Annotated in this window: 12 protein-coding genes; 5 read left to right on the forward strand and 7 right to left on the reverse strand. The window is 70.8% G+C overall.

Going from position 1 to position 14,789, the window contains the following annotated elements:
• Positions 1-6: 6 nt before the first annotated feature.
• Genes WME95_RS17860 through WME95_RS17875 form a run of 4 tightly spaced genes read left to right on the forward strand, consistent with a single transcriptional unit; the run spans position 7 to position 6,740 of the window.
• Entirely contained in the window at positions 7-1,104 is a 1,098-nt protein-coding gene (locus tag WME95_RS17860; protein WP_437909563.1) for a hypothetical protein, read from the forward strand.
• Complete coding sequence (locus WME95_RS17865; protein ID WP_437909564.1) at positions 1,101-1,997, forward strand: AAA family ATPase; 897 nt, start codon at positions 1,101-1,103, stop codon at positions 1,995-1,997. Before WME95_RS17860 ends, WME95_RS17865 begins: the two co-directional genes overlap by 4 nt.
• Positions 1,994-3,178: a VWA domain-containing protein gene (locus tag WME95_RS17870; protein ID WP_437909565.1), complete on the forward strand. Its 1,185-nt coding sequence runs from the start codon at positions 1,994-1,996 to the stop codon at positions 3,176-3,178. Before WME95_RS17865 ends, WME95_RS17870 begins: the two co-directional genes overlap by 4 nt.
• A 40-nt stretch (positions 3,179-3,218) precedes the next feature.
• Positions 3,219-6,740, forward strand: a complete 3,522-nt coding sequence (locus WME95_RS17875; protein ID WP_437909566.1) for a formylglycine-generating enzyme family protein — start codon at positions 3,219-3,221, stop codon at positions 6,738-6,740.
• 130 nt (positions 6,741-6,870) lie between these two features.
• On the opposite strand, the gene WME95_RS17880 is transcribed toward WME95_RS17875, so the two are convergent.
• The 4 genes from WME95_RS17880 to WME95_RS17895 form a co-directional block, all read right to left on the reverse strand.
• A complete protein-coding gene (locus WME95_RS17880) occupies positions 6,871-7,917 on the reverse strand; it encodes a cytochrome-c peroxidase (protein WP_437909567.1) in 1,047 nt (348 codons plus the stop codon).
• Positions 7,914-8,819 (reverse strand): MbnP family protein, encoded by a 906-nt coding sequence (locus WME95_RS17885; protein WP_437909568.1) that lies wholly within the window; start codon positions 8,817-8,819, stop codon positions 7,914-7,916. The genes WME95_RS17880 and WME95_RS17885 overlap by 4 nt, the downstream gene beginning before the upstream one ends.
• Positions 8,820-9,032: 213 nt before the next feature.
• Entirely contained in the window at positions 9,033-9,926 is an 894-nt protein-coding gene (locus WME95_RS17890) for a dihydrodipicolinate synthase family protein (protein WP_437909569.1), read from the reverse strand.
• Positions 9,923-10,420, reverse strand: coding sequence for a cupin domain-containing protein (locus WME95_RS17895; RefSeq protein WP_437909570.1), 498 nt, complete (start codon positions 10,418-10,420; stop codon positions 9,923-9,925). Before WME95_RS17895 ends, WME95_RS17890 begins: the two co-directional genes overlap by 4 nt.
• A gap of 64 nt (positions 10,421-10,484) precedes the next feature.
• Here WME95_RS17895 and WME95_RS17900 point away from each other — a divergent pair, with 64 nt between their 5' ends.
• On the forward strand, positions 10,485-11,972 hold the full coding sequence (locus WME95_RS17900; protein WP_437909571.1) for a PLP-dependent aminotransferase family protein: 1,488 nt from the start codon (positions 10,485-10,487) through the stop codon (positions 11,970-11,972).
• Between the two features lie 15 nt (positions 11,973-11,987).
• Here WME95_RS17900 and WME95_RS17905 read toward each other — a convergent pair whose 3' ends face one another.
• From WME95_RS17905 to WME95_RS17915, 3 genes are all read right to left on the reverse strand, one after another.
• A complete protein-coding gene (locus tag WME95_RS17905; RefSeq protein WP_437909572.1) occupies positions 11,988-12,980 on the reverse strand; it encodes an alpha/beta fold hydrolase in 993 nt (330 codons plus the stop codon).
• 32 nt (positions 12,981-13,012) lie between these two features.
• A complete protein-coding gene (locus WME95_RS17910) occupies positions 13,013-13,621 on the reverse strand; it encodes a TetR family transcriptional regulator C-terminal domain-containing protein (protein WP_437909573.1) in 609 nt (202 codons plus the stop codon).
• A 249-nt stretch (positions 13,622-13,870) separates the two neighbouring features.
• Positions 13,871-14,644, reverse strand: coding sequence for an MBL fold metallo-hydrolase (locus WME95_RS17915; protein ID WP_437909574.1), 774 nt, complete (start codon positions 14,642-14,644; stop codon positions 13,871-13,873).
• Positions 14,645-14,789 lie beyond the last annotated feature (145 nt).

The following is a 14,789-nucleotide window of genomic DNA, read 5'->3' on the forward strand; positions in this document are numbered from 1 at the left end:
ACAGGGGTGATCGAGGACCTGCTCCAGTCCACCATCGACAGGATCTTCGAGATCCTGAGGCGGCTGCGCGCCGAGCACGTGCTGGCGCGCCCGGACCACCAGCTCGCCATCGAGCGCCGGATCCGGGAGCTCGAAGACACCGTCCGGGAGCTCGAGGAGCTGCTCGCCGGGCTCGACGCCCTGCTCGCCTGCTGCCTGGACCGCGACGAGCACCTCCGCGACCTGCTCACGAGGGAAGTGCGCCTCCGCGCGGCGCACGCCGAGAGCGCCGACGAGGCCGCGCGGCTCCAGTACGAGGGGCAGATCGTGGCGCTCAGGTCCGAGCGCGACGGCGTCGCGCGGGAGCAGTTCACGCGCGTGATCCGGGCGCTCGACTTCGCGCGGCAACGATCCGAGTTCAAGCGGCGCCTGGATACGCGCCGGCTCGCGTCGGTCCTCATCCAGGGCGACGCCGAGCACGGCCTGTACTGGCTCTCCCACCGGCTCCGCGACCTCGTGCGCCCCGGAAAGCCGATGATCCTGCGGCACTCGTTCCGCGCCGCCGCCGTGGATCAGACGCTGAACGGCCTGCTCACGGGGCTCAAGCGCCAGCTCCGGCCGAGGGGCCAGGAGGCTGATCTCACCCGCTGCGTGGTCGGCGAGATCTGCAGGCTCTGGCCGCAGCAGAGCGTCGTCCTCGTCCTCGACAACGTCGACCAGCTCGGCACGGCGGGCCTCACGGCCCTGCTGGATGGCCTCTGGTCGCCGCTTGTCGACGCCGTGGAGGCCCGCGCGCGGCCGCCGGGGAGGACCTGCATCGCCGCCTTCCTTCTCTACCATGCAAACCCGCCGGACGGTCTCTCCGCGCTGGCCCGACAGGAAGACTGCCCCCGCAGACCGCTGCGCATGGATCTCCCGCGCTTTGATGGACGGGTCCTCGAGGAGTGGATCAACGCACACATCGCGGGCGGCGTCCCGCCCGACCTGAACGACCCCGAGTTGCTTGTCGACATCGTCGAGGACTGCGGCGGCGTGCCGTGCGATGTCGTGGACGAGCTCTGCCGGCGGTGGCCCTACGATTGGTATAGCCAGAGCGATCTCCAGAAAGAGTGGTTCCAGCCATGAGCCAGCCCAGACGATCCTATCAGGGGCGTGAGCCAGCGCCGGGCGGGGGCCTCGGCGTCCGTCCCTACATCCCCAGCCCTGAGCTCGTGGAAGCGGTGCGCATCGCCCAGCTGCTAGAGCGCCCGCTCCTCCTCAAGGGCGAGCCGGGCTGCGGCAAGACGCGCCTCGCCGGCGCCGTCGCCGCCGAGCTCGGGCTCGCCTATTTCGAGTGGCACGTGAAGTCCACGAGCCGCGCACGCGATGGCCTCTACACCTACGATGCCGTGGGCCGCCTCCGCGACGCGCAGCTCGTCGCCGCTCGCCTCGCCGAGCCGCGCGACGACCGCAGCTACGTCCGCCTCGGCCCGCTGGGCCAGGCGTTCCTCTCCGAGCAGCCGGCCGTGGTGCTCATCGATGAGATCGACAAGGCCGACATCGATTTTCCCAACGACCTGCTCGTCGAGCTGGATGAACGGCGGTTCCGGATCGACGAGATCGACGAGACGACGATCGCGAAGCACGCGCCGCTCGTGGTGATCACCAGCAACGACGAGCGCGATCTGCCCGACGCGTTCCTGCGGCGCTGCGTCTTCCACTACCTCGAGTTCCCGGCAGAGCAGCAGCTCGCCACGATCGTCCGGGCCCATTACCCCGGGCTGCAGCAGGACCTCCTCGATGCTGCGATCCGGCGGTTTCGCGAGCTCCGCGCGAGGATGGCCGCGGAGAAGGGCGAGGGCGGCAAGCGCGTCGGTACGAGCGAGCTGCTCGACTGGGTGCGTGTGCTCGCGGATCGCCCGGAGGGCGAGGCGCTGCGCCTGCTCGCGGGGACGCTGCCGTTCCCGGGCGTCCTCCTGAAGAGCTGGGAAGATCACGCGCGCTTCGCGAAGCGCGCGGCCGACGAGGGCGCGCGGTGAGCGGCGGGGCGACGCCCTCGTCCGCGCCGCCGCTCGCCGTGGACGAGCTGCCCCTCGTCGAGCTCTTCCAGGACCTGCGCGAGGCGGGGCTCCCGCTCGGCACCCGTGACTACCTGGAGCTCCTGCGGGCCTTGCGGATGGGCGAGGGGCTCGACGACAACAGGGCGCTCCTGCGCCTGTGCCAGCTCCTCTGGACAGGGACGCGCGAGGAGGCCCGATTGCTGGAACGCCTCTTCGAGCGGGCTGTCGACGCGGCCGCGCGCCGGAGCAGGCCGGCGCTGGAGCTATCCACCGCCGCGCCCGGGCCTGCGCCGGAGCCACCTGCGCCGGTAAATATCCCTGCTGTCCCGCCGCCGGCCGCGGCGGCTGCTCCCGGCGTCGCCGCCGCGAACGAGGCGCCTGAGGTGCGCCCTCCGCCGGCGCGCGGCCGCGCGCTGGAGCTGGCCATGGCGATGCTCCGCGGCGCGCCGGGCGAGGTGGAGCCGACCGCCCTGCGCCGCGCGCTGCCGGACGAATACCTGCCCGTGAGCCCGCGGCAGATGCGGCAGGCGTGGCGCCGCCTGCGCCGCATGGAGCGCCGTGGCCCTCGCACCGAGCCGGATCTCGACGCCACCCTCGCGCAGATCGCCCGGGATGGCGTCTTTCTGGGCCCCGCGCTCGTGGCGCGCCGGACCAACGTGGAGCGCCTCCTGCTGCTCGTGGATCGTCACGGATCCATGACGCCGTTCCAGGTCGTGACGCGCCGTCTTGCGGAGACCGCTCGCCGGGGTGGCCGTCTCGCGCATGTGGGCGTCTGGTACTTCAACAACACGCCCTTCGAGCTCGAAGCAGGGCTCGCCGTCCACCCCGAAGGACCAGGGAGCGAGCTCGTCCTCTTGCGGGACGTCCTCTCCGCCGGCGCCCGCGCCGTCACCGGCGCGCTCATCGTCAGCGACGCCGGCGCCGCGCGCCGCAACTACGCCACCGAGCGCATCGAGGCCACACGCCGCTTCCTCGGCGAGCTACGCGCCCAGCTCCGGCGCGTGGCCTGGATCAACCCCGTCCCGCGCGATCGATGGCCGGGCACCAGCGCGCAGGCCATCCGCGCCTTGGTACCGATGTTCGAGGCCGATCGCGCCGGCCTCGACGCGGCGCTCCGGGTGCTGCGCGGCAGGCGCCCCCAGCCGCACGGGGGCCGCTGAGGTGCAGCCCGCGCCCGGCCGACGAGCGCGCCCGGACCGCGTGTCGCGGCTCCTCGACGCGTTCCGCGCGCGCTTCGGCCCCGCGCACGAGCTGTTCGCCTGCCACGCCGCCTTCCCCGCTGCGCTTACGCCGGAGCTCGCTTATCAGCTCTGGGCGGCCTTCCGGTCCGACGTCCGGGGCCAGCCCCTCGGGGTCCCCTGGATCGCGGTGGCCGACCTCCTCCTGTCCTCGCTCTGCGCGGAGATCGGCGAGGAGCTCTACGAGATGGCCCCGGACGTCCGCGCCGCCCTGCGGCGGCGGCTCACCGAGGAGCCACGCCTGGGACCGCAGCGCGTGGAGGAGCTCTCCGGGTTCTTGCTCGACGCCGCGGCGGCGGCGCTGCACGCCGAGGACGCCTACGACCGGACCCTCGCCCAGACGCAGCGCCTGACGGCGCTCGCCTACAGCGCGCCCGCGCGGACCGCGGCGCTGCTCGTGAGCATGCTGGCGGAGCTCGGCGCGGACGATCTCTCGTCGTGGATCCGCCTGGCGTCGCTGATCGAGGGCCTGGCCGAGCCGCTGGCGGCCTTCCCGGCGCTGCTGCAGTTCGCGCGGGCCATGGCGGCGTGGGGCCGGGGGGAGCCGCGACCGCTCGCGGCGTTCGTGGCCGAGCATGGCCCTGCGCCGGAGGTGGCGGGGGTGCGCATGGCCGTGCCGTTGCCGGTCGAGGCGGTCGAGGCGGCCGCTGCGCTCAAGGCGCTCGGCCAGGACGCTCGACCGGCGGAGCCGTGGCGTGGGCTGTGGGTGCTGGTCGCGGGCACGGGGCACTTCTCCAGCCGGCCGCTCGATGAGGTGACGATCTCGGCCGCCGAGGCGCTCGGCCACGCGCTCGCCGACGCCGACCATGCGCTCCTGACGGGCGGATTTCCCGGGGTGGACGAGATCACCGCGCGCGCGTTTGCCGTACAGGTCGAGCGGCACGGGCGGCCGGTCGAGGAGCGCCTCCTGCACGTGGTTCGTCGCAATTTGCAGCCCGTCTTCCGGGGTGGCCGCACCGTCGAGGTGGCGGATTCCCCGAGCGACGCCTGGACGCGAGAGGTGCTTCGCAGGTGCGACGCGCTGGTCATCGTCGGGGGGGCCGAGCTCGTGGCGGAGCTCGCGGCCGCCGCGCAGGAGCGGGGCAGGCCGGTGATTCCGCTGCCATGGACGGGCGTCTTGCCGCATCAGCTCGCCGAAGGCGCGCGGGCTCGCCCCGGGGGAACAAGCGCGCCTCTGACGACCCAGGCGCGCGCGCTCCGGATGCTGGAGGGGGGGCCTCGGTTTCGATCGGACACGCGCTTCTTCGTCGATCGAGCGATGGCCGTGCTGGCGCTGCAGGACCCTGCCGCGGAGCGGGCGTACCGCGGCCTCGCGCGCGGCCTGGCGCGACTCGTAGGAAGCCTGGACCTGGACGTCGCCGACCCGTCCCCGATCCGGTCGTACATGGCCGAGCTGCTCGCGGCGGCCGACGTGGAGGTGCTCGACACCTCGGAGGATCCGGAGCCAGCGATCCCGGAGATCGAGGCGGCCCTGCCGGCCATGGCCCCCTGGCTCGTCGCCGACTGGGCGAGGCTTGAGGGAGTGAAGGGATGGCCTGCGAGGGAAAGGGCGCTCGCGCTGCTCACACCGCTGCTCGCGCGGCACGCACAGCCGCTCGCCCGTGCGGTGATCGGCCGCGTCTTCGACCACGGCGCAGACTCCATGTCTCCCGCTCCCGAGCTCGCCCCCTCGCATCTCGCCTGGATCGTGGCGACCCGGCACGTCCTCGGACCCGACGAGCATCAGCGCTGGGTCCAGGACATCGCCGTCCGCTGGGCGGAGGCTTACCTGACGGAGCGGTTGCCGACCGAGGGCGACCGTATCGTCCACGGCATCGTGCGCGCGCTGCAGGCCGCCGAGCTCGCGCCGCGGCTCGATCTCGTGCTCCCGTTGCTGGATTCCGAGCACCCAGCAACGCGTGTTGCAGGATACATCGTCTGCCGCACCTTCCATCTCCCTGTCTCGGCCGAGGCGCTGGACGTGTGCCTGCAGCTGGAGCGACGGGAGGTGGAGGAACGCGGCGCTGCGAGCGCGCTCCGGCAGATCCTCGCCTGTTACGAGACGCTGCCCGGGCTCGACGAGGGCACCCCATCGCGACGCGCGGCGGCGGGGCTCGCGCGGACGGCGCAGCTGCTCGACGTGCAGGAGCGCGCCGATCCGGACGGCAGGTATCGTCAGCGCGTCCGAGAGCTGCTGGAGGGCCGGTTCAGGTCGGCACGGACGCTGCTCGATCGCCTCGACGCGAGCGCGAGGCGATACGAGGAGATCCGGCGCGTCACGCCAGGAGGCCCTTCGCGGACGGATCTGCTGGACGGGCTGGTCGGCGAGATGGGCAAGACGCTGCAGGACGCGGGGCTCACGCCCGACGAGCTCTCGACGAGGTTTGATGCCGGCGGTGATGGAGATCGGATCGTCGCGATCGCGGGTGTGCTCGAGACACCGGATCCTGCGTGCTTCGATTTTGTGCGGCGGGCGATCGATCCATCGCGCTCCGCTTTCGAGCAATACTGGGCGATCATCGCCGCTGGGCGCTTGCTGAAGAAGCTCGAACGTCGCTCACTGGAGGCGCTTCGCGCAGCCCTGGAGCATCAGATGAGCGGCGCGCCCGGGACGTGGCTCAAGCAAGATGGCCTGGCTCGCCGCGGCGTGGCGCACGACCTTCTGCAAGTCATTCAGGACAGGCTCGGAGAGGCACCGCGCAAGACGCCTGTGCCCCCGTCCGAGTCGCCGGCCCACCGTCCGCGGCTGGACATGGTGCCCATCCCGCCGGGGCGGTTCTGGATGGGCAGCGACGCGGGGGAGCCCGGCGCGTTCGATGACCAGCACCCGCGCCGTGAGGTGGTGATCGCAGCGTTCCAGATGGGGCGAGTGCCGGTGACCCAGCGGCAGTACCGGGAGGTGATGGGAAAGAACCCGAGCTCGATCGCGGGCGATGAGCTGCCCGTGATCAACGTGAGCTGGGAGGATGCAATCCGCTTCTGTAACGCCCTGTCCGAGCGGGATGGCTTGACGCCGGCATACCGGGTCGATGGCGGCGAGGTCCACTGGGACCTCAGCGCTGAGGGCTACCGCCTGCCCACGGAGGCGGAGTGGGAGTATGCGGCTCGGGGGCACGACGGCCGGATTTACCCCTGGGGCAACGCGCCTCCCTCCGACCAGCTCTGCTGGGATGGGGATGACAACGAGCTCGGGCGCGGCAAGCGCGCCGGCCCGAGCCCTGTCGGGATGTATCCGAGCGGCGCTTCGCCATTTGGCCTCCTGGACATGGCAGGCAACGTCCTGGAGTGGTGCTGGGATCGCTACGGTCCGTACAGGAAAATGATGGATCCCGAGGTCAATCCGACTGGCCCGGCGCAAGGAGAATTCCGTGTCCTGCGCGGGGGGTCGTGGTTCAGCATGAGCCCTGTGTGGGTGCGCGCGGCCGACCGCGAGCACCATGAACCGTCGTGGCATGGCAGCCGCGTTGGGTTTCGCTGTGCACGCGGACCTGGGGAGCCAAGGTGAGGGATGTCGAGCGACAGCAACTTCGGCCCTCCCGCACTCTTGCTGAAGGAGGGGGCGAGCTCTTCGACGGCGTTTTTCGCAGGAGGCTGGGGGCATCCGGGGACATGGCGCCACGCCCGTGCCTTGCCGCTCACGGACGGTACCGCGGATCGTCCAGGAAGGCGGCATCGGTCAGCGACCGCAGGAACGCCACCAGATCGGCCTTCTCGTCCGGAGAGAGCCCCAGCTCCTCGATCTGCGGATCGGTGGAGGAATGGCCCAGCCCGCCGCGATCGTAATGGTCGACCACCTCCTCCAGCGTCGCCAGCGATCCGTCGTGCATATAGGGGGCGCTCGCCGCGATGTTCCGCAAACCGGGCACCTTGAATTTGCCAAGGTCTCCCGTCCGCCCGGTGATCACTTGCCGCCCGACGTCGCCGCCGTCGAGGTAGGTGCCGTTGTTGAAGAAGCCTTCGTTGGTGAGCATTCCGGACGGGTGGCAATGGAAGCAGCCAGCTGGCTCGCTCAGGAACAGCGCCTCGCCGCGGCGCTCGGCGTCTCCAAAGGTCGTGTCGTCCCCGCGCTTGTGCCGGTCGTAAGGGCTGTCGGCGCTGACGATCGAACGGACGAAGCTGGCCAGGGCATGGCGCAAGGACTCCTCCCCGGGAGGCCTGCCATAAGCATCCTTGAACGCCTTCACGTAGACGTCATCGCCGGCGACACGAGCGACGGCCTCGGCGAGCGGTAGATCCATCTCGTCGGGGTTCTCGATGGGCTTCCCCACCTGCTCTTCCAGGGTGGCCGCGCGGCCATCCCAGAAGAAGCTCTCGCCCCAGGCCAGGTTCACCAGCGCGGGCGCGTTCCGCTGTCCCAGGCGGCCGTCGACCCCCCGGGAGACGGGGTCCGGATCGGCGAAGGCGTACTCCTGACGGTGGCAGCTCGCGCACGCTACCTCGCCGGTGCGAGAGAGGCGCTTGTCGAAGAAGAGCCTCTTGCCGAGCTGGGCCCTCGCCTCGGTGAGCGCGTTGTCGGCCGGCGCTCTGGCCGCCGCGGTGCGCGCCGGAAACCCGGCGGGGATGGCGTCCGTGACGAGCGGCGGCAGAGGTCCAGGGGCCGCCGGCCCGTCGTCGCCGCATCCGCCCGCAAGGAGCAGCGCCGCCAGGCCGATGGCCCCGCCACGGTTGGAGCGCGGCGTCATGGAGCGAAGGCGAACACCGTCAGATCGGGGAGGCCGCGCCGCAGGCGCTCACCCGCGAGGAGCTCGTCTCCCACGGGCCCGGGCGGCGCGACGAACCCGGTCAAGTCGATGTCCGCCGTGGCGCCCGCGAAGACCTCGTCCATGGCGACCCGGACGACCTTGCCCGTCGAGCCGCTCGCGGGCACGGACAGCGCGCTTCGCACCTCGACCCTGGGGGCGAGATCCTCGGCCAGGTTGCCCCCCATGTGGACCGCCGGCGGAACCGCGGCCGTCTCTCCGTCCGGATCATCGGAACCACCCTCACCCTCGGCCGGCGGAGCCACGCTGCCCTCGTAGCGCAGGAAGAGGTAACCGCTGTGCGGCCACGTCATCTGGGAGGCTTCCGACAGAGGCGCGACGTTCGCTTCGGGCCGAGAGGTGCTGCAGGCCTTGTGCAAGCCCCAGACGAAGCTGACGCCTTCATAGCTGCCGGCCGGAGCGCGCAGCCGGAGCGTGGCCGAGCCCGGCTCCTCGGCGTTGTAGAAGTGGACCCCGTAAGGGGTGGCGGCGCCGTCCGGGCCGACGATATCGACGGGCACGAGGTCGCCGTCCTCTCCGATCAGCGCCGCGTGTGAGACGTAGAAGCGAACGTTGAGCGGCGTGACCGTGCTGCCGTCCGGCGCGACGTTCGGCTCGCCGAACAGGAACGGCGCGCCGCCGAGGACGAGCTCGAACGCGAGCTCGACGAGTGTGCCCTCGGTCCTGATGGACGCCGGCTGCTCTGCGCAACCGGTCGGCCAGGTGGCCTCGTCCTGGCCGCCGGCGCCGCCCGCGCCGCCCGCGCCGCTGGCGTCGGCCTGGCCGCCCGCTCCACCGGACCCGTCGGGCTGGCTGCCGCCCGCCCCGCCGGTCCCGGACGCCACTTGCGGCTGATTCGGAGACGTGCCGCAAGCGGCCGCGGCGACCAACAGCAACCCGATCCACCGGAACAAGCCAGGAGATTTCATCGTGGGATCGAGTGTACGCGAGGACGCACCCCACCGGAACAGAGGACGCATCGCCGGGATCTTGCTGTGCGAGACGCGATCAAGGCGCGAGCGATGGCGTGACGAGCGGTAGCAAAGACTCCCGACGGCTCACGCCGATGGCAGTACGGCGAGATCGACCAGGATCCGCCGGAGCTCCTCCACCCGCGCCTTCTCGAGGGGCTGCAGCGGGGCCCGGAGCGGCCCGACCCGTGTGCCCATCAGCTCGAGGGCCGCCGAGATGGCCCGCGGCAGGCCATGCGCGACGATGAACTGAAGGAACGGCAGCTGGCGGTAGAAAGAGCGCCGAGCGGCCTCGAGATCACCACGGGTCACCGCGTCATAGAGCTCGACGGTGAGGCGAGGGATGATGTGCGGGGCAGCCGTGCACCAGCCGCGCGCCCCGGCCACGAACGCGGCGAGCGCGAGCGGATTGCTTCCGTTGTAGAAGGCAACCTGGTCGCCGCAGAGCTGCACGAGCCGGTGCATCCGGTTCACGTCCCCGGTGCTCTCCTTGACCATCGTGACGTTCGGGATCTGCAGCAACCGTGCGATCGCGTCCGGGCTCAGGTCGAGGCCCCCCGTCGCCGGGTTGTTGTACACGGCGATGGGGAGGGAGATGGCCTTCGCGACGGCCTCGAAGTGCGCAACGATCTCCCTGTCCGAGAGCTTCCAGTAGCTCATCGGGAGGATCATCACCGCGGCGGCGCCGGCCCGCTCCGCGTACCTCGCGTGGTGCACCGTCCGCTCCGTGGTGAGGCTCGAGACGCCGACCAGGGTCGGGACCCGGCCCGCCACGCGCCTCACGACGATGTCGGTGACGGCCTCACGCTCCGCGTCCGAGAGATACGGCAACACCCCGGTGCTGCCCAGCGGGGCGATCGCATGGACCCCCGCGGCGAGCATGTCGTCGACGATGCGCCCGAGGAGCTGTTCGTCGACGCGTCCAGCCTCCGTGAACGGCGTGATGGGGTAGGCGATGATTCCACGGAGAGACGATGTCATCGCACGCCTCCTTCCGCCTCGTGATCCCGGTCGAAGAGCTGATCTCCCCGGTCGGGCACCTCTTCGCGCAGCGCGACACCTCCCATGTTCTGCAGCATCGGCGCGTTCTCGCAGGCGAGGTAGCGGGCCCGACCCTTTCCGGTGTTGACGTGGTTGTGCCAGGCCCAGACAGGGACGTAGATCGCGTCCCCTTGCTTCCAGTCGACACGCCTCCCGCCCACGTACGAGTAGCCCTCTCCCTCCAGGACGTAGAGGATGGTCTCGTACGTGTGCCGATGCCGGTTGGAGGATTGCCCAGGATCGAGCCATCCGATGGTCATGCTGATCGCGTGCGACGGGAGGTCCACGAAGAAGACCGGATGCTTCCGCGCTTTCGAATACTCACCGTGACGCCCGGCGGACTCGACCGCGGGGTGCGCGAGCCTCTCTGGCATCACCACGCGAGGCCGCGGCGGCGTCTTGTCGAAGTCTGCTGAATGGAATCGTTCGCTCATGTCGGCTCCCTGTCAGCGCAAAAGGCACCTTGCGCAGGAGAGTGGATAGCGCGAAGCTGGACCCATGACAGGCTCCAGAACGAACATGTCGACGGGTCCAGCTGGTCGGCCCTGGCGCTTCGACCTGGTGCTCGACGACGGCGCGTCCGTGCCGCGGCAGACCCAGCTGAGCAGGGCGATCGTTCAAGAGATCCAGCGCGGGCGGCTGCTGCCGGGTTCAACGCTCCCGGGCAGCCGGACGCTCGCGGCGCAGCTCAACGTGAACCGGAAGGTCGTCGTCGCCGCCGTGGACGAGCTGGTGGCCCAGGGGTGGCTCGAGGCGCTCCCCGCGCGCGGCACCCGCGTCGCGCTCAACCTTCCGACGCTCGCCGTCGCGGATGCGGAGGGCCGCCGCTCGGTCGATACGGTCCTCGCCCAGCGCCGCGGCGCCATGATCGCGGTGAACGACGGGATCCCGGACGCCCGGATCGCGCCCGTCGACGAGCTCGCGCGCGCGCAGCGGCGCGCTCTCCGAGCGCTGGCGCGGACGGGCCTCGGCTACGGAGATGCCGCGGGCGATCCCGTGCTCAGGGAGGTCCTTGCGGGCTTCGTCAATCACGCCCGCGGGTTGTCGTGCTCCTCGGAGGAGGTCGTGCTGACGCGCGGCAGCCAGGGCGCGCTGAGCCTGTTCGCGCTGGCGATGCTGGAGCCCGGGGATGTCGTCGCCGTCGAGCACCCTGGGTACACGCCGGCCTGGCGCGCGTTCCAGCTCGCCCGGGCCGACGTGGTTCATGTGCCGGTCGATGCCCACGGCCTTCGAACGGAGGAGCTGGAGGCGCACGCCAGGAAGCTCAAGGGGCGCCTCAAGGCCGTGTACGTGACGCCTCACCATCAATACCCGACGACCGTCGCCATGTCGGCCGAGCGTCGAATGCACCTGCGACGAATCTGCGAGTCGTTTCGCCTCTACATCGTCGAGGACGACTACGACTACGAGTACCACTTCGAGGGCGCGCCGCTGCTCCCCCTCGCCGCGACCAAGGACCTGTCGTCGCGCTGCATCTACGTGGCCTCGCTCTCGAAGCTCATCGCTCCGGCCCTGCGGCTCGGGTACATCATCGCGGACAGGTCCGTTGTCGCGCGCCTGAGGGCGGTCCGTGAGCTGCTCGATCGTCAGGGAGATGTCGCCCTCGAGCGCGCCGTGGCCGAGCTCATCGAGGACGGCGAGATCCAGCGTCACGCGCGGCGCGCCCGGCAGCTCTACCGGCAGCGTCGTGACCACCTGCTGGAGCAGCTCGCGTCGAGGCCGCCCTTGCGTTCCGCGATCGAGTGCGACCCGCCCGGCGGGGGATTGGCGCTCTGGATGCGCTTGCGCAACCTGACCTCGGAGGAGCTCGTCGAGCGCGCGCACGCACGCGGCCTGGCCCTCACCCCGGGGTCCGTTCATGTCGCGGCCGGGGCCGTGCCCGCATTCCGCTTCGGCTTCGCGGCGCACACGAGCGAAGAGCTATCGAGGATCTGCGATACGCTGGAGGCGTGCCTGATGCCCGACGCGGGATCGAGGCGCCGATGAACAGCGTTCTCCACGTCACACCACGCGCCGGCGGTCGCGCTCGAACAGCTCGCGCTCCAGCTCGAACATCTCGAGCCCTGTCCGGACCGGCCACGGGGTGCCGGTCACGACCTCGACCACCTCGGCGATCACCTCCGGCGCGCGCAGGACGCGCCTGTGGCCGAGGCCGCGGGTCGACATGAGCCGCGCGCCCGGCCAGCGATCGGCGAGCGCCGCGCCTGCCTCGAACGACACCTCGCGATCGTCGCGGTCGTGCACGACGAACAGCGGCGCGTTCATCCGCGGGGCCGCAGAGAGCGCGTCGAGGTCCGTGAGCGGCACGCCGTAGCGCGCCTCGAGGCGGGCGACCATGCGGCGCCGGACGGCCTCGTCGATGCCGAGGAGCTTCGCGAAATGCTGGGTGTAGCGGACCGCGCTGAGCGGCGGCGCGATGAACACGAGCCTCGGCGCCGGAGCGCCCGCGCGCCGGACCGACGCCGCGCGGGACAGGGCATACGTCGTCGCGGCGCTCCCGAGCGAGTGCGCGACGATGGCGTGGACGGGCCCGACCTCGTCCATCGCGACCGTGACCGCGCGGGCCAGCTCCACGAGCGTGGCCGACCGGCTCGGCCCATCGCCGTGCCCCGGCGCGTCGAACGTCACCACGCGAAAGCCCAGCTCCACGAGCGGCCTCACGAACGCGCCGAGCTGGCTGCCCCGGCCCTCCCAGCCGTGCACGAGCAGCACGGTCGGCCCGTCCCCCCACGACCACGCGGGCAGCGCCTCCGCGCCCCACGGCAGCGAGAAGCGCGCCGCGCCGGCGAGGATCTCCTCCTCCCACGCCGGGCGCGCGTGCCGGCGCGGAGAGCGGAACAGCCGTTCGGCCGCCAGGGAGGCCAGATCCGGCGCGGCCTTGTTGAGGAGCTTGAACCCGAACCGGATCCCACCGCGCAGGAGGACCTGCCGCGGATCAGTACGAACGATCGTTCTATTATTGGGCGACGAATGGACCTGATTGGCTTCCTGCATGGGGGGACCTCCTCGGGGGATTGCGAGACGGATCAGGCAGAGCGGCGGGGCGAGCGCCGGGCGTCGGTCACGAGCCTCTCGAAGGCGGCGCGGGCCCGGCGCTTCGACGCGTTGTCGGGCATCAAGCGGCTGAGCGCGTGGGAGCCGGACGCGATGGCATAGGCCTCGAAGGCGAACTGCGCCAGGTCGAGGTCCGAGCGGAAGTGGCCCTCTTCGACGGCGATGCGCGCGGCGGTGGCGAGCGTGGCCAGCCAGTCTTTCTGCGACGCGACGAGCGCGTCGCGCGCCGGACCGGGCTTGTCGTCCAGCTCGGCCGCGGCGGCATGGAAGACGCAGCCGCCTGGCATGAAGTCCTGCTCTGTCCAGACGAACCACCGATCGATGAGCGCGCGCACGCGCGGCTCACCGCGCGGCTCGCGCAGCGCGGGCGCGACCACGAGGTCGACGAAGCGGCGCTTGGCCTCTTCGAGGATGGCGACGTCCAGGTTCTCCTTGGAGCTGAAGTGCGCGAAGAGGCCGCTCTTCGACATCTTCACGCGCTCGGCCAGGGCGCCGACGGTCACGCCCGAGAGCCCGACCTCGCTCGCCAGCGCCAGCGCCTCGGCCAGGATGGCCTGCCGGGTATCTTCACCTTTCGCCACCTCGACTGGATAGAACGACCGTTCTATTTTGTCAAGCGACGGGGCAGCCGACCCTCCTCGACGATCGCCTGCATTGCCGGCGCACGCTAGAGCGACAAACGGGTTGAAACCACGAGAAAAGCAGGAATTTCACAGGGAGACGGGGAGGCGGGGAGCGAGAGACGGCAAGAGAAAGAAATTCATTCTTTCTTCCTCCCCGCCTCCTCGCCTCCCTGTGAAAATTCTCCGGGTTTCAACGTGTTCGGTATTCTAGGCGCGCTTCGCCAGGTAGGCATCGACCAGCTCGATCAGCCGTGCCCGGCCGAAGCTGGGGTCGTGGCCTGCATGCACGATCTGGACTGGGAGCTCCCGCAACCGCTTCATGGTGCGGACGTAAGCGGGAATGTCTGCGCCCTCGATCTCATCCAGCAGCGGCCCGTCATAGATCGCATCGCCCGAGAACAAGGTTCCGGTCGCCGCCTCCCACAGACCGATGCTGCCCGGCGAGTGACCGGGCAGGTGCAGCACCTCGAAGTGACGGTCGCCGAGATCCACGACGTCGCCTTCGGCGACGACCTCCGTGACCGGCGCGCCATGCAGGGCGTAGCTTGCGATGTCGTACTCCGCGTAGGGCAGGGCGGTGATCACATCGCCCTCGATCGGATAGCCAGCGTCGCCCAGCTTGCGAATTGTCGCGGCGCCCATCACCGAGGCCAGCAAGGTGCCGCGGTCGGTCGGTGAGCGCAGGTTCTCCGCCTCGAGATGGTGCACCAAGGTGTGCTCGAAATCATGGTGGCTGCCCACATGATCGGCGTGGGTGTGGGTCGCGACCGCCGTCACCGGCTTGTCGAGCAGGTGCTTCATGGCCTCCCGCAGGCTGACGATGCCCAACCCCGTGTCGATGATCAGGTCGCGATCGCGACCGCGCACATGCCAGATGTTGCAGCGCATCAGCGGCACCACGTGCGGCTCGATCAGCAGCGTGATGTCATCGCTGACGCGCGTGATCTCGAACCAGCGGTCGGCGATCGGCAAAGTGGCCATGCGTTTCACTTCAACCGCCCGCCTTACTCCTCGCTCGGCCGGTCGTCCACGGTTACCAGCTCCTGGTCACCCCGCCGTCCCGGTTACCACGTCCCCTGGTAACCGCCCCGTTGCGACGCGCGCAATCCATTGAAATTCAATGACT

This window comes from Sorangium sp. So ce327, from assembly GCF_051530205.1.
Classification (GTDB): domain Bacteria; phylum Myxococcota_A; class Polyangia; order Polyangiales; family Polyangiaceae; genus Sorangium; species Sorangium cellulosum_B.